21 protein-coding genes and 1 pseudogene are annotated in these 20,115 nt (G+C 46.4%); 10 read left to right on the plus strand and 12 right to left on the minus strand.

The genetic code is table 11. The annotated features are described in order from the left end of the window. Positions 1-55 precede the first annotated feature (55 nt). Together ACFW2W_RS14855 and speB are read right to left on the minus strand one after the other, a co-directional pair. The gene (locus ACFW2W_RS14855) at positions 56-613 is read right to left on the minus strand and encodes a thioredoxin family protein (RefSeq protein WP_378179383.1); all 558 of its coding nucleotides are present in this window, start codon (positions 611-613) and stop codon (positions 56-58) included. A gap of 72 nt (positions 614-685) precedes the next feature. Further along, positions 686-1,600: an agmatinase gene (gene speB / locus ACFW2W_RS14860; RefSeq protein WP_378179386.1), complete on the minus strand. Its 915-nt coding sequence runs from the start codon at positions 1,598-1,600 to the stop codon at positions 686-688. A gap of 352 nt (positions 1,601-1,952) precedes the next feature. Between speB and ACFW2W_RS14865 the strand changes: the two genes are divergently transcribed. Beyond that, the gene (locus ACFW2W_RS14865) at positions 1,953-2,897 is read left to right on the plus strand and encodes an alpha/beta fold hydrolase (RefSeq protein ID WP_378179389.1); all 945 of its coding nucleotides are present in this window, start codon (positions 1,953-1,955) and stop codon (positions 2,895-2,897) included. 96 nt (positions 2,898-2,993) lie between these two features. Here the strand turns inward: ACFW2W_RS14865 and ACFW2W_RS14870 are convergent, their stop codons facing one another. The 4 genes from ACFW2W_RS14870 to ACFW2W_RS14885 all read right to left on the minus strand — a co-directional run bounded on the left by ACFW2W_RS14870 (position 2,994) and on the right by ACFW2W_RS14885 (position 8,310). Continuing rightward, positions 2,994-4,400: an LCP family protein gene (locus ACFW2W_RS14870; RefSeq protein ID WP_378179392.1), complete on the minus strand. Its 1,407-nt coding sequence runs from the start codon at positions 4,398-4,400 to the stop codon at positions 2,994-2,996. Positions 4,401-4,805: 405 nt separating this feature from the next. Then, entirely contained in the window at positions 4,806-5,204 is a 399-nt protein-coding gene (locus ACFW2W_RS14875) for a hypothetical protein (RefSeq protein WP_378179395.1), read from the minus strand. After that, a complete protein-coding gene (locus tag ACFW2W_RS14880; protein ID WP_378179398.1) occupies positions 5,201-6,469 on the minus strand; it encodes a serpin family protein in 1,269 nt (422 codons plus the stop codon). The genes ACFW2W_RS14875 and ACFW2W_RS14880 overlap by 4 nt, the downstream gene beginning before the upstream one ends. A 197-nt stretch (positions 6,470-6,666) precedes the next feature. Beyond that, on the minus strand, positions 6,667-8,310 hold the full coding sequence (locus tag ACFW2W_RS14885) for a S8 family serine peptidase (protein WP_378179401.1): 1,644 nt from the start codon (positions 8,308-8,310) through the stop codon (positions 6,667-6,669). Between the two features lie 166 nt (positions 8,311-8,476). On the opposite strand from ACFW2W_RS14885, the gene rpe reads away from it, so the two are divergent. The 5 genes and pseudogenes from rpe (at position 8,477) to ACFW2W_RS14910 (ending at position 11,525) form a co-directional block, all read left to right on the plus strand. Beyond that, positions 8,477-9,184 (plus strand): ribulose-phosphate 3-epimerase, encoded by a 708-nt coding sequence (rpe, locus tag ACFW2W_RS14890; protein ID WP_378179404.1) that lies wholly within the window; start codon positions 8,477-8,479, stop codon positions 9,182-9,184. Positions 9,185-9,362: 178 nt separating this feature from the next. Next, a pseudogene (locus ACFW2W_RS14895) lies at positions 9,363-10,595 on the plus strand (protein kinase); the annotation flags it as partial. A 42-nt stretch (positions 10,596-10,637) separates the two neighbouring features. Next, positions 10,638-10,838 carry a hypothetical protein gene (locus ACFW2W_RS14900; protein ID WP_378179407.1) on the plus strand — a complete coding sequence of 67 codons (201 nt, stop codon included), beginning with the start codon at positions 10,638-10,640 and terminating at the stop codon, positions 10,836-10,838. Between the two features lie 256 nt (positions 10,839-11,094). Continuing rightward, positions 11,095-11,334 (plus strand): DUF2283 domain-containing protein, encoded by a 240-nt coding sequence (locus ACFW2W_RS14905; RefSeq protein WP_378179410.1) that lies wholly within the window; start codon positions 11,095-11,097, stop codon positions 11,332-11,334. 23 nt (positions 11,335-11,357) lie between these two features. Next, the gene (locus tag ACFW2W_RS14910; protein WP_378179413.1) at positions 11,358-11,525 is read left to right on the plus strand and encodes a hypothetical protein; all 168 of its coding nucleotides are present in this window, start codon (positions 11,358-11,360) and stop codon (positions 11,523-11,525) included. A 103-nt stretch (positions 11,526-11,628) separates the two neighbouring features. Here ACFW2W_RS14910 and ACFW2W_RS14915 read toward each other — a convergent pair whose 3' ends face one another. The 3 genes from ACFW2W_RS14915 to ACFW2W_RS14925 form a co-directional block, all read right to left on the minus strand. Next, positions 11,629-12,153: a hypothetical protein gene (locus tag ACFW2W_RS14915; RefSeq protein WP_378179416.1), complete on the minus strand. Its 525-nt coding sequence runs from the start codon at positions 12,151-12,153 to the stop codon at positions 11,629-11,631. Positions 12,154-12,300: 147 nt separating this feature from the next. After that, positions 12,301-12,753, minus strand: coding sequence for a hypothetical protein (locus tag ACFW2W_RS14920; RefSeq protein ID WP_378179419.1), 453 nt, complete (start codon positions 12,751-12,753; stop codon positions 12,301-12,303). A 130-nt stretch (positions 12,754-12,883) separates the two neighbouring features. After that, positions 12,884-13,072 (minus strand): CsbD family protein, encoded by a 189-nt coding sequence (locus ACFW2W_RS14925; protein ID WP_378179422.1) that lies wholly within the window; start codon positions 13,070-13,072, stop codon positions 12,884-12,886. Positions 13,073-13,801: 729 nt separating this feature from the next. Here ACFW2W_RS14925 and uvrB point away from each other — a divergent pair. Further along, positions 13,802-15,799: an excinuclease ABC subunit UvrB gene (uvrB, locus tag ACFW2W_RS14930; RefSeq protein WP_378179424.1), complete on the plus strand. Its 1,998-nt coding sequence runs from the start codon at positions 13,802-13,804 to the stop codon at positions 15,797-15,799. Positions 15,800-15,840: 41 nt separating this feature from the next. Here the strand turns inward: uvrB and ACFW2W_RS14935 are convergent, their stop codons facing one another. Genes ACFW2W_RS14935 through ACFW2W_RS14945 form a run of 3 tightly spaced genes read right to left on the minus strand, consistent with a single transcriptional unit; the run spans position 15,841 to position 16,815 of the window. Beyond that, the gene (locus tag ACFW2W_RS14935; protein ID WP_378179427.1) at positions 15,841-16,218 is read right to left on the minus strand and encodes a type II toxin-antitoxin system PemK/MazF family toxin; all 378 of its coding nucleotides are present in this window, start codon (positions 16,216-16,218) and stop codon (positions 15,841-15,843) included. Next, positions 16,211-16,624 carry a hypothetical protein gene (locus tag ACFW2W_RS14940; protein WP_378179429.1) on the minus strand — a complete coding sequence of 138 codons (414 nt, stop codon included), beginning with the start codon at positions 16,622-16,624 and terminating at the stop codon, positions 16,211-16,213. Before ACFW2W_RS14940 ends, ACFW2W_RS14935 begins: the two co-directional genes overlap by 8 nt. Beyond that, complete coding sequence (locus tag ACFW2W_RS14945) at positions 16,621-16,815, minus strand: hypothetical protein (protein WP_378179432.1); 195 nt, start codon at positions 16,813-16,815, stop codon at positions 16,621-16,623. Before ACFW2W_RS14945 ends, ACFW2W_RS14940 begins: the two co-directional genes overlap by 4 nt. Positions 16,816-16,829: 14 nt before the next feature. On the opposite strand from ACFW2W_RS14945, the gene ACFW2W_RS14950 reads away from it, so the two are divergent. The 3 genes from ACFW2W_RS14950 (at position 16,830) to hpsE (ending at position 19,890) form a co-directional block, all read left to right on the plus strand. Continuing rightward, positions 16,830-17,399 carry a Uma2 family endonuclease gene (locus ACFW2W_RS14950; protein WP_378179502.1) on the plus strand — a complete coding sequence of 190 codons (570 nt, stop codon included), beginning with the start codon at positions 16,830-16,832 and terminating at the stop codon, positions 17,397-17,399. 180 nt (positions 17,400-17,579) lie between these two features. After that, positions 17,580-18,149, plus strand: a complete 570-nt coding sequence (locus ACFW2W_RS14955; RefSeq protein ID WP_378179504.1) for a Uma2 family endonuclease — start codon at positions 17,580-17,582, stop codon at positions 18,147-18,149. A gap of 772 nt (positions 18,150-18,921) precedes the next feature. Next, positions 18,922-19,890 (plus strand): hormogonium polysaccharide biosynthesis glycosyltransferase HpsE, encoded by a 969-nt coding sequence (gene hpsE / locus ACFW2W_RS14960; protein WP_378179434.1) that lies wholly within the window; start codon positions 18,922-18,924, stop codon positions 19,888-19,890. The last annotated feature ends 225 nt before the right edge of the window (positions 19,891-20,115 follow it).

The raw sequence follows: 20,115 nt of genomic DNA on the forward strand, positions 1-20,115 counted from the left end.
TATGGTGTGGGGATTCCCGTCTACCTAGCTAAAGTGTGGACCTTGAGACTACGTGTTAATGACGCCACTTTACCGGGCTGCCTACCGCCTCGGTTGAGGCTGGAGTAATCACCGTTTTTCCTTGCAGCAAAGAAGCGATCGCATCCCGTAAATAATCCACCTTCACCGCTGCTGGATCTTGGGAATTATCATCAATCCGTCCGCTGTAGCGAAGTATCCCGGAATTATCTAATAAGAAAACCTCCGGCGTTGTCTGTCCCCCGAAGCAACGAGCGACATCCTGAGTAGTATCTCGCAGATAAGGAAAATTCAGACCGTGAGTTGCTGCCAAAGTTTGCATATTCTCGAAGCTGTCTTCAGGAGACTGGACAGCATCATTGGCGTTGATGCCAATCAGGGTAAATCCCTGGCTTTGAAACTCGCTTTGAATCTGAGTTAGCCTGCCCAGATAGGACTGCACGCATGGGCAATGATTGCACATAAAAACAACGCCCACAGCTCGATACTTTTCTAAATACCGAGCCAGGTGGTGGACTTGATTATCGCTTCCCGGCAATTCAAAATCCGGAGCATAACTACCAATAGGAGTGCCGGTCTTTTCCATTACACTCATTTACTTATCCTTGGGTAATTACAACAAATTCGGACAGGGCTACAGTAGTAAGGGACGGGGCAATTCCGGTGTCTATTCGCTTTGGGAGAACGCCTGATAACCGATTAGTTTATAGACTAATTTTGCAGCGGTAAATTGTGATACTACGGAATCTACAATCGGTGCCAATTCCATGACATCACAACCAATCACCTCGTAATTTTGAAACACTTGCCGCAAAAAAGAGAGTAGGGAGTACCAATTTAATCCACCGGGTTCTGGAGTGCCGACACCAGGCATCAGGGTGGGGTCAATTCCGTCAAGGTCAATAGTGAGGAAAACTCGTTTGGTGGGGATACTAGCGATCGCTCGTTCTATCCAATCCGCTTGCATAGCAATTTCTCTCGCCCGAAACACGATCAAATTTTTCTCTTTGATCAGATCGGCTTCTTCTTTGCAAATCGCGCGGATGCCGATTTGTACGGTTGGCAATCCCATCTCCACAATCCGCCGCATCACGCAAGCATGGTTGTGAATCGAGCCTTCGTACTCATAGCGCAAATCGCCGTGAGCATCTATTTGCACGACCGTAAAGGGTTCATTAGGGTAGGCTTTTCGGTATGCCTCCACCAGACCCGTGGTAATGCTGTGTTCGCCACCCAGACCAATGACAAACTTGCCGTCAGCTATCATCTGAGACGCTGTTTCGCAGGTAACTTGCAGCATTTCCTCTGATGAAACTGAACGACCGTTGCGCGTGTCTGCAATCGATTCAGCCGTATAAATTCCAATGTCTTTGCCAGTTTCCCAATCTAGCTCCTCATCATAATATTCCACCTGCCCAGAGGCTTCTAGAATCGCATCTGGCCCATTTTTGCAGCCATTTCGATACGTTGTCGTCGCCTCATAAGGAATCGGCAAAATCACCACCCGCGCGGCATCGTAGGTAGAAGCTACATCAGGGCCAAGGAATGGCAGAACAGAAGTAGAAGTTTGCACCGTACTCATCACCAACTAAATTTCATCAGGGAGTCACCAATCTAGATACTGACATACTCCCCGCTTTGAGTGCTACGCACAGGTGAAAAACTAGGGCTGGGAAATTGGAAATTGAAAATTGGAATTCTCCGTGCCACTTTCCGCTTCCTTTTAGATTCCTCACCTGATTACCAGGCTTATCTACACTTGACATCCGAGTTTTTACGGGATTTTCGATTCAGTTGCTCAAAATTACTGGAATCAGTGTTTTCTAGAGTTTAAGAATTGTAAAATTAGGAAAGCTAGCTCTACCCGTGGCGTTGAGAGCGCACTCAAGGCGCGACGGGATAGAAATCAAAGATATGCGATCGCTATCTATCCCATGACTCCATCTTCCTCCACCACTCCAACCGCACCCACAACTGCCCACATCGTCACGAAAACTTGGACTTGGCAAGGTTTTCCCATCTGCTACCAGACTCAAGGAAACCTAGGGCCAGCGGTTGTGCTGGTGCATGGATTTGGGGCATCTTGGGGGCACTGGCGCAAAAATATCCCAGTGCTGGCTCAAAATTGCCGCGTCTATGCCATTGACTTAATTGGCTTTGGCGGTTCCGCGAAACCCACGCCAGGGGGGAAGATTTCCTACACCTTTGAAACTTGGGGACAGCAACTCGCTGATTTTTGCCGCGAGGTGGTGGGAAGCCCCGCTTTTTTAGTCGGAAATTCCATTGGCTGTATTGTGGCAATGCAAGCAGCAGTAGATCATCCAGATATTGTCTTGGGAACTGCCCTAATTAACTGTTCTCTGCGGCTGTTGCACGACCGCAAACGCGCCCAGTTGCCCTGGTATCGAAGCTTTGGGGCACCCATCGTTCAACGACTGCTGGCAGTCAAGTGGATTGGCAAATTCTTCTTTAGCCAACTTGCCAAGCCGAAGGTGGTACGGAAGGTTCTCCTGCAAGCCTACAAGCATCCGGAAGCGGTGACAGATGAACTGGTGGATATGCTTATGGCACCGGCTTTTGATGAGGGGGCTGTGGACGTTTTTGTAGCCTTTACACGCTATTCTCAAGGGCCACTGCCGGAAGACCTGCTGCCTCTTTTGCCCTGCCCGACAATCATTCTCTGGGGAACGGAAGATCCTTGGGAACCCATAGAACTGGGGCGAGAGTTTGCCAATTACCCGAAAGTTGAGAAGTTTATTCCCATAGAAGGTGTCGGGCATTGTCCCCAGGATGAAGCGCCTGAGTTAGTTAACCCGATTTTGCAGGATTGGATATTGCAGCGGTACTCGGACAATCAAGTTTTAACTGAAAATACTTAGAAGTGCTGGAAAGCGATCGCCCCCAGCACTTCTAAGCAGTCACCCACACTAGAAAAATCACCTGTTTGGGAATTGGTAGTTGAGAAAATTACCCATTTAAAATGAGTCCCGATTAGCATTCCTCTTCAGCCAGTCTTGACCCAGCTGAATCGTCACATCTGAAACCAGGTTGCCGGTACTTTCAACACGCACTTCCCCAAATCCCAGCGAACGGTAGATAGCTTTGGCACTATTTCCATCTCCCTGTTGAGCCACCAGGTGCGTTACCCGCAACGGTTCGGGCCACGGGTCGTCAACGTAGACGTTTCGGTAGCCAGCATTCTTGAGCCTGTCGATTAAGGATTGGACAGCCTTCATATCACCCGTGCTATCTTGAATCGCCACCCGGATATAGGCAGGGTCATTTGCTTCGCCACCGTCCAATCCCTGGTCAAAATGCTGTGCCATCATTGTCTGGATGCGGCGACGATTCGGCAACCAGTAACTCACCTCATGATGCCCGTTGCCACTAAAGTCACCAGGTACCATTAACATTTGCACTTGGGAACGGTCTGTCTTGACACCATAACCAACCAGGGCTAACAACTCCTCAACCGTCAAGTTGGTGTCAATATGCGACTGGATAACCGAAAGAATCTTCGGCATTCTCGCCAAAGTGGTTGGATTCAGTGCTTGTTCCATCAGTGACCGCATTACCATTTGCTGCCGCTGAATCCGACCGATGTCGCCATACTTGTCATAGCGGAAGCGCAGCAATTGCAGCACTTGATTGCCATTGAGATGTTGTTTTCCTGCTTTCAGGTTGATGTACAGGTGCTGGCTATCATCTCGATATTTCATATCCCTGGGGACGTAGACGGTAACGCCACCCAAGGCGTCCACCAGCTTTTCTACCCCCTGAACGTTAATTCGGATGTAGCGATCGATTCCGACTCCGCTGAGGAGTTCGCTAGTTGTCTTAGCACTCAGCGCTGGCCCCCCCTCCAGATTAGCGGCATTAATCTTGGTAACGCCGACCCCCTCCACAAAGGCGCGGGTATCCCGTGGGATAGATAAAGCAGTAATTTTTTGCGCCTCCGGGTCAAACCGCAGCAAGAGCATGGTATCTGATAGACCCTCGAAGGAGTTCACCAGTGCGTGGTATCCCAGATTTTTCGTTTCAGCAGGGGGGTGATCTAGGTCAGAGGAGATAACCTTAATTCCCATGACTAAGATATTGACGGGGCGGGTCAATTCTGGCAACCGCATACTGGTACGAGAGATGCGATCGCCATCAAACACCGCTGCTTCTTCAGGACTTAGGTGGCTTTGCAGCAAGGGCGTACTGGAAAAAGACACTGCTAACAAAGCTCCCGCAGTTGCTGACAGCATTGCCACCCCAGTTAAGCCCAATCCAAGCCAAAGCCAGTTCACCTGGTTTCGTTTTTGAACAGGCTTTTTCTTGATGGGTTGATTGGGTGGTTGCCCCCACGGGCGTTTTTCAGGAATTTTTCGGGCTGACACTGGCTTCCTCACACACGCAAAAAAGATAGCACGAATTTGTGTTCAAGGTAGGGGCACGGAATCTGGCAATCTGGAGCTGGGACGTTTATCTCTAACAAAACCCGTCCTTAAGAAGGATTGCACTAGAACACTCATAGCAGTTTTTCTACCGATTTATTGCAAAATCAGGCAAACACTGGCAAGAGTTTAACCTCATTTGGGTAGAGATGCGTAGGCTAGAGGGAGAACCAGCTATCAAGGGCATAGCTCGAATTGGATTCGACCTTCCCCATTCCTTACTTTTGTTCAAGGAAAGTATCCGGATACAAATGGGTTGCACTCGTAACTCCGATTGCTTTTTTGAAAGAATACTTTGCGCCTACAACCTCTGTGCCTCGTCCCAAACTGAGGCTGAACAATACACGCTTAGGACAAGTGTTTGCGAACGACTCCCTCCGCAAGCTGGCTAACACCCGGAAGACGTACAGATTTCCGTTGCCACAGACGCACCATCAACCATAAGCTGACCAAAAAATAACCCGATGTCAGCAGGCCATTGATAAATAACAAGCGCAGGGTTAAAGTTTCTGAAGCTTGTGCAACTCCAGCCCCCAATAAACCGTATGCCAACAGCCAACCGAGAGCCAGCGTCACCGACAGTCTGCTCACAGTTTGTTGTTGCCGGTTGCTATCACGTCGGTACAGCGTCCAGAGGGCTGGGAAAAAGCCAACCACAGGAATCAAATAGATAAACAGCTGGTAAAGTGGGGTTTCCAACCCGTCCCTCTTGATGTCTTGATTTTCAAACGGGTCAATGTCTTTCATTTTGGTTCCACAATAGACCCCATAAATAGAACGGTTCCAGTTTGATTATCTCGAATGCAAGCGAAAAACGGGCGGTTAACAATCATCTCGAAGGGTTCCTCTGCCATCGGTGCAGATGTTGTCACTACACCGATGGCAGTGACTGCGGCTGCTTCGGTTCCGGCTTCGTTCACTTCCACAAAGGTTTTGTGCTTGACTTGATTGAGCTGGAGTGGGATAGAACTCATCTGAGTAAAATTAGCATTTGAGTTGAAAGCTACTTCCATACCCAGCGCTTTGAGAGCGTCGTTGAGTTCTATGTCGTAGTCCATTTTGAAGCGAGGCATCTGGATAAATCCCGGTTGCTTTTTGAATTGGGTCATCCATTGCTCCCAGTTTTCAGTATTTAGCTGCTGGTAAAAATTTGTCAGTTTAAAATTTTCTTTCGGCAGAAAAACATACAAACTAAGTTTTCCTTTTCCGTAGGGTAAGCTAATGGCTTGAAACTGGTCGTTTTCGTAGTATTTATATTTATCCCTTTGCGACATCATTGGGTGTTGTTTCTGAGTCCCATCAGAAAGATAGAAAGGTTGGGTTGTTGTTTGCCTCTTGTCGAATTTGTTTGTCCAAGTTCCTTTGAAGTAAAGAGCGTTGATCAAAAATAGCACTTGATCGGGTGGAATTTCGTTGACAATCGAATTAATTTTGCCGCGAGTATTTTGTTTTACCCAGTTATTGATGACAGATGGAGCGCTGGGGTTGGTAAAGTCTAATTCTGCAATTTTTGCCTGGTAAAATTGGCGGTTTTTCTGAAGAAATTCCGGATTGAAAGAGACGCCCTTTTTTGCCCAGAGAGAGTTAGCAATGGTCAGTTGCACTTGGGGGTCGGGATTTTCTAAGAGCGCTTTCAAGGCGTCATTGGCTTGATTGACTTCCTGTAGGCTTAATCCTTGGAATTCCAAAGTTTTTGCCATTGCTTGTTGAGTATCGCCGCTAGCACCGTTGTAGGTCATCGAGAGCGCGATCGCTACACTAGAAGGCGAGACAAAAATATTCTTGCCGCTGTCCTTGTTTAAAATTTCCTTGAATAGTTTGAACCCAAATTTTGTATTAGCAGCAACCAGTCTCGAATCCACGGGTTTTTTCTGGCGCTGACTGATGGTAGGAGATGTCTCAGGCTGCCTGGGTTCGCCCATTACCGCTTGCGGATTTTTGACCATCGACCATCCTAGTAAACCGAGTAGGATGATACTGATTGATGCGATCGCTACCATTAGACTGAACATTGGTCGCTTCATATAGCTGTTTATATTGCCGTAACATTCCTTTTCTAGAATGACGGGTAACAGCCAGGGACGTTCCAGTGGTTACGGTTTTGGCAACTGAACCAGATCGCACAAGGTTTAAGGAGTGTGTCTATACAAGGCGCGATATCTTGTTAAACGCAGCCGCATATTCTCCAATCTTAAATAGCGATTCTCTTTTAATTTTGACTTTTGAGTAGCTCTTTAGCGGGTACAGTCCACCAAGCTAAGGCATAGGCTTGAGTATTTTCATTTAATTTCTGACGATATTGGACGCGGATTTTGTAGCGACCCGTGGCAGGAATTTCATGAAAAATGTGTTCTACACTATCAACATCACTTTCCGAAGACCAGATACTCTTACTGATATCATTATCTTCGACTCGCATCAGGTAGATATCGAGATTGTTTAAGCCGCGATCGCTAAAACTTTCCCCCACATCAAACTGCTTGTTGTTATTTTGATCTTGCAACTCCACACGCCTGTCCCAGGCAAGCGTGATCGACGCAAAACTCCCTTGCTGCAATGGTTGGTTCAACACATAATCCTGAAATGCAGACTCCTTCACCGTGCGGTAATCCCAACCTACCAACGGCACCGGCTTTTCAGAGTTCCACTGACCAGGACTAAATTGCTGGTAAGCCCGAAAAGTATTCATCTGTCCGGTACCCATTTGGAAGTCTAGTGGGATTTTTCGGTCTTTGTAAGCATCGGAGGCTAACCAGTCGCGGTTATCTTTGGTCAAAATTGTGCGACTCATGGCTTGCCGCAGTCCATCGCCACTATCTTTGATTTTTTCAGCGGAGTTCAGCAGGACGGCTTTCATGACTTCATGACGACGGGCATCTGGAGTCCAGTTGGGCTGTTGTGTTCGCAGCTGGCGATCGCTATATTCTTGTAATAACGCTACAGATGCGGTGACATGGGGAGCCGCAAAACTCGTCCCAGTAACCCGACTTTCCTTACCCTTAATATCTAATAACTCGATATTGCTACCGGGTGCCACCAAATTAATCGCGCGACGCGGGCCAACATTAATTTCACGGTCAAGCAGACGCTTCCCAATGCCGATGGGCGCAGCACTCAAGTTGGCAAAATCTACTTTGGTAAAAATTCCCTCGCGGCGCGTAGTATAAGCAACATTGACGCCATTATAGTTATCCGTGGGAATCGGAATACCGCCAGTCCCTTGATTCCCCGCCACCACATAAAGCGAGTCGTGGATGCGAGCAGACCAGTCAATACACTGTGTTAGCAGAGCGTTGCCATCCAGAACCGGGTTCGGTCGAGAATCTCGCTCCAGAGACTCTCCAAAACTAAAGTTAATTGCCCGGACATCGCTCCCATTTTGCATTGCCACATACTGAGTGGATAGGCACTCTTCCGGTTGACCTGTCTTTTGCGGGGCGCCAACAGCAGAAGCATAAAGTCGTGCCTCTGGTGCTATTCCCGGTAAACCTTTATCCGAGCTAATCATCACGCCTGCTACCATTGCGGCGTGCCCATCGACATTGCTATCCGCTTTAGCTGGGGTATCTCGATAAAAGACTCGCATTAGGGCGAAGGCTCGATTCCGGGAAACCGCTTTATCCAAACCAAATTGTCCCGGTCTTCCAATCTCTACCTGACCGAGAGCAATCTTACGACCCAATAAGTTATAAGGAGCAGCGTGTAGCCTTTGGGCATCAATGCCAGCTTCTCCCAGTGATGAGGTTTCTTTAGCCAGAGAGGAAGGAGCGGTTAAGGCGGTAATTCCCAGTCCCCAAACAAGCCATGTTAGTTTTTTAAAAATCTGCTGGTGAGCCAACGCTTGCGTCTCCACTGAAGTTTTGAAGGTTGAAGGTTGAAGATTGTAGTTTCAAGGTTGAAGGTTGGAGATTGAAGGTTAAATTCACACTTCATCGTTCATACTTCATACTTTTTTAAGGCTTGCCGCGTCTTTTGTTAAACTTAATACCAGACGAGGACGCAGGAGAGTAGAAATAACCATGACCCAAACGCCATCCCAGAAGCCGATTGTTATCGCTCCATCAATCCTATCAGCTGACTTCAGTCGATTGGGAGAGGAAATTCGGGCGGTGGATGCCGCCGGTGCAGATTGGATTCACATTGATGTGATGGATGGTCGCTTTGTCCCCAATATCACAATTGGCCCGCTGATTGTAGAAGCGATTCGTCCTGTTACCCAAAAGCCGCTGGATGTCCACCTGATGATTGTGGAACCAGAAAAGTATGTGGCAGATTTTGCGAAGGCGGGGGCAGATCATATCTACGTTCATGCGGAACACAACGCTTCACCGCATCTGCACCGGACTCTAGGACAAATCAAGGAACTGGGTAAAAAGGCTGGTGTCGTTCTCAATCCTTCTACGCCGTTGGAGTTGATAGAGTATGTGCTGGAGATTTGCGATCTGGTACTGATTATGAGCGTTAACCCTGGTTTCGGCGGTCAAAGTTTTATCCCAGAGATGGTGCCGAAAATCCGGAAGTTGCGTCAAATGTGCGATGAACGCGGTTTAGATCCCTGGATTGAAGTGGATGGCGGACTCAAGATAGATAATACCTGGCAGGTTTTGGAAGCGGGAGCGAATGCAATTGTCGCCGGTTCTGCTGTGTTTAAGGCGAAGGATTATGCACAGGCAATTGAAGGCATTCGCAATAGTAAGCGTCCTTCACCAGAATTAGCTGCGGTGTAAGAAGAATTTAATAATATTGCCCTTAGAGACGCGATTAATCGCGTCTCTACTAGATGAAAAAAGCCTGCGATCGCGGGCTTTTTTTGTTGTTAGATAGAGGAGAATGTACAAAAGTTTTAGCACGTCCCTATCTTGATACCGTGCCAGAATGAGTAACAGCATTTAGCAATCGTGAAAGATGGTTTGGACGAATGGGCAAGCATTGTTTGGCGATCGCTATATTATCGCAAAGAGGCTAGGCGAAGGCGGTATCGGCATCACCTATCTTGCCAGAAATAAACGCGGCGAACTGCGGGTGATTAAAACCCTGAGAGAACAAATTCTCAATCATCCAGCTTGGATAACGCGCCAAGCTAAATTACGGCAAGATTTCCGCGATGAAGCGCTGCGGCTGGCTTTGTGTCGTCACCCTCATATAGTGCAGATTGAAAATGTCTTCGATGAAGGGAATCTGCCTTGCATAGCGATGGAGTATATCGAAGGCGAAGACTTAGACCAGCGTGTCATCCGGATGGGGGTATTATCGGAACCAGAAGCGCTACACTACATCGGGCAAATTGGCGATGCTTTAACGCAAATTCACGAACGCGGCTTGCTACATCGGGATCTCAAGCCCAATAACATTATGTTACGCAGTGGTAAATTGGAAGCTGTGCTGATTGACTTTGGCATTGCTAGAGAATTTATCCCCAATGCTATCCAGACGCATACAGAAAATCTGACTCCTGGCTATGCGCCACCCGAACAATATATCCCTAATGCAGAACGGGGAGAATACATAGATGTCTACGCCCTAGCCGCTACCTTGTATAGTTTGCTTACCGCAGAAGTGCCAATGCCTGCGCCTGCGAGATTGCAAAATATTCCCCTAGAACCACCGCAACGGTTAAATCCCAACATCAGCGACCGAGTAAATGAGGCAATTATGCGGGGAATGGCGCTTAATCAAAAGTATCGCCCGCAGTCGGTGCAGGAGTGGTTGGATTTGTTGGGATGCGATTTAGGGGCAGGTTTAAGGAAACAATCCTCTATACCACCAATAACACCCCAACCAAAGTCAGTAACACCCGTTACAGTGGTTCCTCCGCTATCACCAAATCCCAAACCGCAAATACACAATCCAAGCCCATCAATACCTGCTGTAATTATTCCTCACACTTGGCAATGCGTACAAACTCTCACAGGTCATTCCAAGTGGGTTAATTCCGTCGCCTTTAGCCCGGATGGGCAGCTACTCGCTAGTGGCAGTCTCGACGACACTATCAAGATTTGGCAACTGGGTACGGGCAAACAAATCCGCACTCTCACTGGTCATTCCAAGTCGGTTAATTCCGTCGCCTTTAGCCCGGATGGGCAGCTACTCGCTAGTGGCAGTCTCGACGACACTATCAAGATTTGGCGGTTGTCTTCTTAAAAAAGAGCAATTTAATAGAATGTTTAGGAAGTAATAAAGGTGAGCGTTAGGCTACATCCCCATGCTCAAGCAAGATTAATAGAGCGTGGTGCAACTGAGGCAGAAGTTATTGTCACTGTTGAAGGTGGTGCAACATTTCCTGCTCAATTGGAGCGAACAGGCTTTAGGCGTAACTTTCCCTTCAATGCCGAGTGGCGGGAAAAATTTGGCTCTTCATTACTTGGTATGCTAAAAAGTTGATCCCAAAACTTGAAAGGCTTACCTAGCAAGGTATAACAATTTTGGACTGTATTTTCTATTTAATAAACGCTAAATTGGCTTAAATTTATGGCTAGTATAGCTTGTGGCGCTTCTTGACTATAATTTAGCATACCAACTACGGAAGAGCCAAAAATTTTATGCTACGAAAAAGGTAGAGGTTATTGCAGTTAAAGAAAACGAAGAAGACTGGCTGGTTATCAATGTAATTGTTAAATTCTTTTGAGGACAATATTTTATGAAACTAACTTACGATCCAAGATACAACGTCGCTTATATTTATCTACAAGAAAAAACAGTGCAGGTAGAAACCATCCAGGTGAGCGATGAAATGAATGTGGATATAGCGCCTGACGGCACCATTTATGGAATTGAACTACTTAATGCAAATCAACAATTAGGAGCTGATAATCAGGGAAAGTTGATTGTAGTAAATGAAGCTTTGGGAGAATCTTCTGAGATTAAACTGGCACTATGAAAGCATAGGAATTTCTAGTCAAGGTGACATCCGAAGGAAAACTTGAATTTCCAGAAACCTTCTTAAAACACTTGCCAACTAACCAAGAAGTGAGAGTGATTATTCTGGTGAATGAACCGACCGATACACAAGAAGAGGAAAAAGCAGCTTGGCATCGCCTTGCCGCCGAACAATTCTTTGCTGACTACTAACTACACAAATTGTCGCGTACATAGTACCTAACAAAAAAAGGGTATCCAATCAAATTGAATACCCTTTTTTTAACAAGCTAATGCTGTTTCATGTGTGCTGGCTTTAGTGCCTGCGACCGCCTAGCCACTTAGCAGCCATGACGCCAAATACAGCGGCAACCACTGGATTGCTAAGAAACTTCATGATAGCTGGTTTGTCAGCTAATACATCTTGGAAAATGTCAGGATGAGTGTGATAGGTAAAGGTAGCCAGCTTGCTGACATCATCCGCACTCATATGGTTGGTGTGATGGGTGGAGAGACTTAATTGTTGCTCTAACTGGCGGTCATTGAGTCCTCTTTCCTTTAACCGCTTGAAGAACTCCCGCGCTACATCATCCCGTTCGTTGGGTTGAATCTGCGCGATCGCTTTTTGCAGTTCTGGCTCCATCTGGCTGACGGGAATGCTGTCCGGATGTAGCGACCGACCAAACAGTTGACGGCGTTCGTCTCTAGAAGAGCGTTGAGCAAAGTCATCAAAATTTTGATAGTCGCTGCTGGGATCGGTTGGAGCGTCCTGCATAGATTCGGAGTTACCACCAGCCAAATCATTCATGATTTGACGCTTATATTGTTCGCTGCTGGTCATTTTCTTATCTCCTGATTCAAAAGCTAAAAGAAAAAATCGTAAATTCTGGGTAGAGACGGGATTCCTCCTATCTCTACAAATGCACCTTCTGAAGTAGTTGAAGCTAGATGAGCTACCCCAGCTTTTACCGATTTCCCCTTAGTTAGACTAAGCGCCTTGATACTGAATCTGTTTTGACTGATCGTCATACTTGGCTGTCAAAATCAGTTTTTTATCTGGCGCATACATCAAAACGGTTAAATCTTGGTTGGGAAAATTCTTGTGGAATCCTTGGGCTAAAGAGCTTGCTAAACCTTTGACTTCATTAGGACGGACTTGCGGCGTAATCACAACTCCCAATTTGTTGTTATCACGGACGTAGGCATCCTTGACCAATCCTTTAGCTGTCTGGACTACCCAATTCCCAAATTCCTGACCGACTGGAGTGCTACCGCGTTCCAACTGTTGATAAGCGACAATGCTATTAGCACCGCTACTCGCACCTGGTAGCGTTCTCGGTTGAGTTGCTTGGCTAGCTCCACTACAAGCTGTAGCCGTGGAAAGGAACAGAACCAAGACTAAAGCCGTAAAAATTTTACGAAATTGCTGAAGAAAATTCACCTCAGTCTCCTATTAAACTCATCTTTGTCAGACAGAATCAAAGTGTTATCTGTCTGTGGTATTGGCTGGATTAAATAAGGGAGAAGGTCTAGATGAATCTCTTCAGTAACTAGACCTCCGTAGTCAAGTATTAGGCGTTATCAACCAAATCTTTTGCTTTATCTTTCACGTCTTCTTTGGCGTGACCCACTTGGGCTTCAGCTTGCTTGGCTTTGCCTTCAGCTTTATCTTCTGGATCGCCAGTTATGTTGCCGAGCGCTTCTTGGGCTTTGCCTTCGATATTTTTGCCAGTTGCTTTGGCTCTATCTTCAACGCTCATTTTTTTCTCCTAATTTTTAAACAGTCTTCCTTTAGAAGATGCGTTAAATTTGCTTTTGGCGCAATCTTCTTTTGCGGGTATGCATTCAATGTATCTGTTTTTTTTTACATAGCCTTCTCTCCCCAGATAGAAAAGATGGGGATCGCTGTTATTACTCTTTACATATACTGAAAGAATGAGTAGTTTCTACTGCTAAAGGTAGATGATATTTCAATAATATTCTTAATTGTTTTAGGAAAAAATATCGGATAGACTAAAAAAAGTGGGACGATAATCCCATTTGACGAATTGCCTGCAACAGCTCTCCCGAACCTTCGCAATGGGAGCGCCGCTGCGCTAGAAAAAAGCGGCTTTCCAGAATCGCAAATGTAGTGCTATAAAGTAAATGGGTATAAGTGAATTAGTCCAAAGTGCTAACAGAGCGCGGTTGCGAAAAACTGTGATAGCACAATTTCATCTGCAAGCAATATTGAAGCCAATCAACTAATCAGCGATCGCTTTACCGCTTGCATAGAAAAAATAATTATTATAAATATTTGTTAAAATATTTATGCCATCCTCTATGACCGTGCATGGCAGTGACAAGTCAGGATTGATTTCTGGCGATCGCTAGATGAGCAAGGCATAGAAGATCGCAAATGGGTAGGATGAGACAAGAGAGATATCTGGTAATGTGCCGACCAAGCTCCAGGCACGAAAAACGATTTTCTTAAAGCTTCTTAAAACTGTATGTCGCAATTTTGTCTGCAAGCTCCCTTTCAACCGATGGGCGATCAGCCGAACGCGATCGCACAACTCACGAAAGGCTTACTCGCTGGCGATCGCTTTCAAACCCTACTGGGAGCGACGGGAACGGGCAAGACATTCTCAGTAGCAGCCGTTATTGAGAAAGTCGGCAGACCCACGCTGGTGCTGGCGCACAACAAAACTCTCGCCGCTCAATTGTGTAACGAATTGCGGGAATTCTTTCCCCCAAACGCGGTGGAGTATTTTGTCAGTTACTACGACTACTATCAGCCAGAAGCGTATATTCCCGTCACCGACACTTATATCGAGAAAAGTGCCGCAATTAACGACGAAATTGATATGTTGCGACACTCCGCCACGCGATCGCTTTTTGAACGGCGCGATGTCATTGTCGTGGCTTCCATTAGCTGTATTTATGGTTTGGGAATTCCCTCGGAATACCTAAAAGCCGCGATTCCTTTAAAGATGGGACTAGAAGTGAATCAACGCGAGTTGCTGCGAGATTTAGCTTCCGTGCAGTATAGCCGCAACGATGTAGAAATGGGGCGAGGAAAGTTCCGAGTTCGGGGCGATGTGCTAGAAATTGGTCCTGCTTACGAAGACCGGATTATTCGCGTAGAATTTTTTGGAGATGAAATTGACGCCATTCGTTACGTTGACCCCGTAACCGGCGAAATTCTTCAGAGTATGGACGCCATAAATGTGTACCCAGCGCGTCACTTTGTCACCCCAGAAGATCGGTTAGAAGCGGCTTGCAACGACATTGAGCAGGAACTAAAAGATCGGCGGTCAGAATTAGAAAAAGCCGGGAAATTACTAGAGGCGCAACGACTCGATCAGCGCACTCGCTACGATTTGGAAATGTTGCGGGAAGTAGGATATTGCAACGGCGTTGAGAACTATTCCCGACATTTAGCAGGACGGCGTGCGGGAGAACCGCCAGAGTCCTTGATTGATTATTTTCCCAAAGATTGGCTGTTAGTGGTGGATGAATCTCACGTCAGCGTTCCGCAAATCCGGGGAATGTACAATGGCGACCAAGCACGAAAAAAAGTGCTGATTGAGCATGGTTTTCGCCTTCCCAGTGCGGCTGATAATCGTCCTCTGAAGTCGGAAGAATTTTGGGAGAAGGTGAATCAGTGTATTTTTGTTTCTGCAACTCCCGGTAACTGGGAGATAGAACAGTCAGAGGATCGAATTGTACAACAGGTAATTCGTCCGACTGGCGTTATCGATCCAGAAATTTTTGTGCGTCCCACGGAAGGACAAATTGACGACTTGTTGGGTGAAATTAAAGACAGGATTGACAAGCGAGAACGGGTGCTAGTTACTACTTTAACTAAGCGCATGGCGGAGGATTTGACAGAGTATCTACAAGAACGAGGAATTCGAGTCCGCTATCTGCATTCAGAGATTAACTCGATTGAGCGAATTGAAATCTTGCAAGAGTTGCGCGAAGGCAATTTCGATGTGCTAATCGGCGTCAACCTGCTGCGAGAAGGATTGGATTTGCCGGAAGTGTCTCTGGTGGCAATTTTAGATGCAGATAAAGAGGGTTTCTTACGCGCAGAGCGATCGCTCATTCAAACCATTGGTCGCGCCGCTCGTCACATCCGGGGTCAAGCGATCCTCTATGCTGATAATCTCACCGATAGCATGATCAAAGCGATTGACGAAACCGACCGGCGGCGGGGGATTCAGATGGCATATAACAAAATGCACAACATTACACCCCAGCCAATTATCAAAAAAGTCACTAACTCAATTCTGGCTTTTCTGGATGTGTCGCGGCGGCTAAATACCCAACAGTTGGAAGAGGTTTACGAACAGGCGGACGAGCTTTCCTTAGAACAAATCCCAGAGTTAATTACCCAACTGGAAGCGCAGATGAAAGAAGCAGCAAAGAATTTGCAGTTTGAAGAGGCTGCAAAATACCGCGATCGCATTAAGCACCTGCGAGATAAATTACTAGGTCATTAGTATTCCTTAAAACCCAGTTTCTTCAAGAAACTGGGTTTATTTTATATAGTTAAAAACCTGAACATTGCCTTCAAACCATCTTCGATAGGCTGATACTCGTCAGGAGTTAAAGTGCCTCGGTAGCGCAAGACGCGCCGGACATCTATAGCACGTATCTGATCTAATAAAACTATTGAGTTACGTCTAATACCCCCAACTCCAGCTGGAAGAAACGGGTACAAAGTCGGGTTTTCCGCCACCCAGTCTCCTGATTGTGCTGTCGTGGGAACGACAACAACAAGCGAAAAACGCACAGACCCCGTATCACCAGGCAAAGCAACAACGACAGCTGGACGTTGACCTTGTTGTTCGCGACCGAGGGGAGTGTGAATCGGGAACTCAACCAGTAAAACATCCCTGACACTGAATGTGTTAGTCACGGGGTGGCGCTACCCCTTCATCTTCCACAATAACTGCCCCAACGCCGGGAATATAGCGCACAGGCTTACCAATTGTGAGCGGGTCTTCATCTCCCCAGTCATAGGGTTCGCTGTCCTCACCCAGGAAGATATCCCGCCAAGGTGAGTTTTCTAGGAATTCCTCAGACAGATGAGGCACAAATTCCATTATTTCTGCCACGTTCACAGGAATTCCTGTGAGTTTGATTAGACCCTCTAGGATAGCAGCTAGGGTAGATAGCTCTATGTGACGCTGCTCTTTTGGTTTTTCTACCAGTCGGTAGATAATTTCAGGCTCAACTGCATCGCCGACAACGGCTACTAACTTGTCGGCGGTGAAGCCTCGTAACTTTAGGTATTCAGCTAGTTTCCAACGAATTTCACTCATAGTTTTAGTTTAAGATGCGGTGAAGTGGAGCGCGATCGCATCAAATACATCCTTTGCAATTGAGAAGCGATCGCACTGAATTCCCCAAACTGTGCGGGATAAGTTGCAGATGCGATCGCATCCATCCACCAATCAGCTACCTGGAAACCAAATTGAGCAACCTTTATAATTGAGGTCACAGACTCAGGCATCACTCGTGCAGCCTATGAACGCCATCACGCTGAATATTCCCCATCTGACAGCCGAGGGGTTTGCTCAATTGTGTCAAGCTAATGAAGACTTGCAGCTAGAACGTGCCGCAACTGGAGAAGTAATATTAATGCCTCCAACATATCCTTGGACAGGCAAGCAAAATTTCAGCCTGCTTGCCCAACTTGCTGCCTGGATTGAACAAACTGGGCTTGGTATTGGCTTTGATTCCTCCACTGGCTTTACCCTTCCTAATGAGGCTGTCAAGTCGCCCGATCTCAGCTGGGTGAGTAATGAACGATGGGAGGCATTAACCCCCAGCCAGCAAAAAGAGGAATTTTCGCCTCTATCTCCTGATTTTGTGATCGAGTTGCGCTCTGAAAGTGACTCGCTCCAGAAGCTGCGGAAAAAGATGCAGGAGTATATTGACAACGGCGTTCGCTTAGGCTGGCTGATTGACCCGAAGACGAAGCAAGTGGAAATTTACCGTCCAGGGCAAGATGTAGAAGTGTTGCAGTCTCCCACAACTGTATCTGGCTGTGATGTACTGCCAGGATTTGAGTTGAATTTGAATAAAGTTTGGTGAAGTGCGATCGCGCTTCTCCTTTGTTTGTCTCCTTTGCGCCTTGTCGGTTCAAAAATTCAATAGCGATGGGAAAACAGGGTGAAGGAGCGATCGCATCCATCCACTAATCAGCTACCTGGAAACCAAATTGAGCAACCTTTATAATTGAGGTCACAGACTCAGGCATCACTCGTGCAGCCTATGAACGCCATCACGCTGAATATTCCCCATCTGACATCTGAGGGGTTTGTTGAACTAGCCCAAGCTAACCAAGACTTGCAGCTAGAACGTGCAGCTACTGGAGAAGTAATCATTATGCCTCCAACATATCCCTGGACAGGCAAGCAAAACTCTGGACTGAACGCCCAACTATGGCTCTGGAATCGACAGACAGGCTTAGGCATAGTCTTTGATTCCTCTACAGGCTTTACCCTTCCTAATGGTGCTGTCAAGTCGCCTGATGCTACTTGGGTGAGTAATGAACGGTGGGAAACTCTTACCTCTAGCCAGCAACAGGAACAGTTCTCGCCTTTATCTCCTGACTTTGTGGTGGAATTACGCTCTAGTAGTGATTCCCTAGAAAAGGTACGGGCAAAGATGCGTGAGTATATTGACAACGGCGTTCGCTTAGGCTGGCTGATTGACCCGAAGACGAAGCAAGTGGAAATTTACCGTCCAGGGCAAGATGTAGAAGTGTTGCAATCTCCCACAACTGTATCTGGCTTTGATGTGCTACCTGGATTTGAGTTGGATTTGAATCAGGTATGGTGAAAGCTGATTTTTGGTACGCGATCGCATCCAACACGAATACGATTAACTGCTAAAACATCGCTACACAGATGCCAATTATCGGTAGAATCTGCATCCTGCATCCATCGCTCCTAGTTCAGCATATCCCAGAAGGTCGCTAAGCAAGGCAGGCAAAGGATTTCTGGCAAATTCATCAAGCGCAATTTATTATCATCCAAGCCAATCACTTCATCCAGAAACCATGCTCTGAATGAAACTAAACCTCACCCTAAATTTCTACCTTTGGGTTGTGGTGAATAGTACTAGCGATATCCGTACAATGTTGGCGATCGCCATCTGGAACTTCAGATGCTGTGAGTGCAGTTAAACTTTATAAGAGGCGACTCTTACTTTGTCGTATCCCTCCCACAACCCCAATGTTCAGGGTGCCACGAGAAAACCTAGCTCTAAACTTGTCTCTGGCTTTGAATCGTCATAAATGTCGATTTCTCGCAGGCGTCCACCCACAGCCGAGTCCTCAACCCGCCTCATCAGCCGCTGACGACGATCTTCCAGATTACGCAGTGCTGAAACCAGAGAAATTAAATTTGCATCTACATCTTCGATCTTGTTTGCAAAGGGCGGTGCTTCTCGATAGTGTTGGCAATTCGCGCAGTCCTAATTATGTTCGTGGGGTGACGATTTCAACCAGTAATTCTGGGCATACTAAGAGCATAGAAGAGCATCATTAAGCCTGGGAATGTAACATATGCTTAGTTACGAGCGCATATCTGAAAAAACTGCTCTGAAACCGATGTCTGTTGATTTTACTGTAGCCATTCCGACCTATAACGGGGAAAACCGCTTACCTGATGTACTAGAGCGACTGCGATCGCAAACTCATACCGAGCAAATTGCCTGGGAAGTTCTAGTTATTGATAATAACAGCTCAGACAACACCGCAAAAGTTGTTCAAGAATACCAATCTCACTGGCCTGTAGCCTATCCTTTAAGGTATTGTTTTGAACCCCAACAAGGACTTGCCTTTTCCCGTCAACGTGCAGTCCAAGAAGCCAGAGGTAAATTGATTGGATTTCTCGATGACGATAATTTACCAACATCAACGTGGGTTTCGGCAGCCTACACATTTGGGCAAAAGCATCCGAAAGTTGGCGGTTATGGAAGCCGCATTTATGGCGACTTGCAAGGAACTCCTCCCCAAAATTTTGAGAAAATTGCCTGTCTGCTGGCAATCGCAGACAGAGGAGCAAATGCTCTATGCTACGAACCCCACAAAAAGCTGCTACCACCTGGGGCTGGATTAGTTGTGCGTCGCCAAGTCTGGCTGGAAACTGTGCCTAAAAATTTTATTCTTCACGGGCGAATTGGCGACAATATGCTGGCAGGAGAAGATTTGGAAGCGCTATTACATATTCAACAAGCTGGATGGGAAATTTGGTACAACCCTGAAATGTGTATTTACCATCGAATTCCCTACTGGCGCTTAGAGAAAGAGTATTTAATCAAATTATGTCGCGGCATTGGTTTGAGCCGCCATCGGACTCGGATGCTCAGTGTCAAACCTTGGCAGCGACCCCTCGCTTTTTTTCTGTATATGTTTAACGATTTACGTAAAATCTTATTTCATCTAATCAAGTACAAATTTTCGTTAAAAGATGATATTGTAGCCGCTTGTCAAATGGAGCTTTTTATTAATAGCCTCATTAGCCCTTTTTATATTTGGAAAACCCAACTACGGACTTATGATATAAAAATTAATTAAATTCTATATAGAGAATTTCCTGGTTATCTTGTAACTATTCTCAATATAAAAGCTTTACTTTCTCTTCATATAGGGAGTATTCGTCTCGCTTAAACTGGTCTTTAGCTGGATCAATAGTGAAAACTCTATGGAAGTAATCAGCCTAAAAGCGTAGGCTTCTCGCCCCATCAGTGCTGTTGATATATCCAAAGGCATTCTTGTTGGCAATTCAAAAAAACTCTAGGA

The organism is Coleofasciculus sp. H7-2 (assembly GCF_042747725.1).
Taxonomy (GTDB): domain Bacteria; phylum Cyanobacteriota; class Cyanobacteriia; order Cyanobacteriales; family FACHB-T130; genus FACHB-T130.

What these genes read in the sequence shown, in the direction of transcription:
- ACFW2W_RS14855 (WP_378179383.1), bottom strand. Translation starts at nt 613, where the DNA reads ATGAGTGTAATGGAAAAGACCGGCACTCCTATTGGTAGTTATGCTCCG.
- speB (WP_378179386.1), bottom strand. Translation starts at nt 1,600, where the DNA reads ATGAGTACGGTGCAAACTTCTACTTCTGTTCTGCCATTCCTTGGCCCT.
- ACFW2W_RS14865 (WP_378179389.1), top strand. Translation starts at nt 1,953, where the DNA reads ATGACTCCATCTTCCTCCACCACTCCAACCGCACCCACAACTGCCCAC.
- ACFW2W_RS14875 (WP_378179395.1), bottom strand. Translation starts at nt 5,204, where the DNA reads ATGAAAGACATTGACCCGTTTGAAAATCAAGACATCAAGAGGGACGGG.
- ACFW2W_RS14880 (WP_378179398.1), bottom strand. Translation starts at nt 6,469, where the DNA reads ATGTTCAGTCTAATGGTAGCGATCGCATCAATCAGTATCATCCTACTC.
- rpe (WP_378179404.1), top strand. Translation starts at nt 8,477, where the DNA reads ATGACCCAAACGCCATCCCAGAAGCCGATTGTTATCGCTCCATCAATC.
- ACFW2W_RS14905 (WP_378179410.1), top strand. Translation starts at nt 11,095, where the DNA reads ATGAAACTAACTTACGATCCAAGATACAACGTCGCTTATATTTATCTA.
- ACFW2W_RS14915 (WP_378179416.1), bottom strand. Translation starts at nt 12,153, where the DNA reads ATGACCAGCAGCGAACAATATAAGCGTCAAATCATGAATGATTTGGCT.
- ACFW2W_RS14925 (WP_378179422.1), bottom strand. Translation starts at nt 13,072, where the DNA reads ATGAGCGTTGAAGATAGAGCCAAAGCAACTGGCAAAAATATCGAAGGC.
- uvrB (WP_378179424.1), top strand. Translation starts at nt 13,802, where the DNA reads ATGTCGCAATTTTGTCTGCAAGCTCCCTTTCAACCGATGGGCGATCAG.
- ACFW2W_RS14940 (WP_378179429.1), bottom strand. Translation starts at nt 16,624, where the DNA reads ATGAGTGAAATTCGTTGGAAACTAGCTGAATACCTAAAGTTACGAGGC.
- ACFW2W_RS14945 (WP_378179432.1), bottom strand. Translation starts at nt 16,815, where the DNA reads ATGCCTGAGTCTGTGACCTCAATTATAAAGGTTGCTCAATTTGGTTTC.
- ACFW2W_RS14950 (WP_378179502.1), top strand. Translation starts at nt 16,830, where the DNA reads ATGAACGCCATCACGCTGAATATTCCCCATCTGACAGCCGAGGGGTTT.
- ACFW2W_RS14955 (WP_378179504.1), top strand. Translation starts at nt 17,580, where the DNA reads ATGAACGCCATCACGCTGAATATTCCCCATCTGACATCTGAGGGGTTT.
- hpsE (WP_378179434.1), top strand. Translation starts at nt 18,922, where the DNA reads ATGTCTGTTGATTTTACTGTAGCCATTCCGACCTATAACGGGGAAAAC.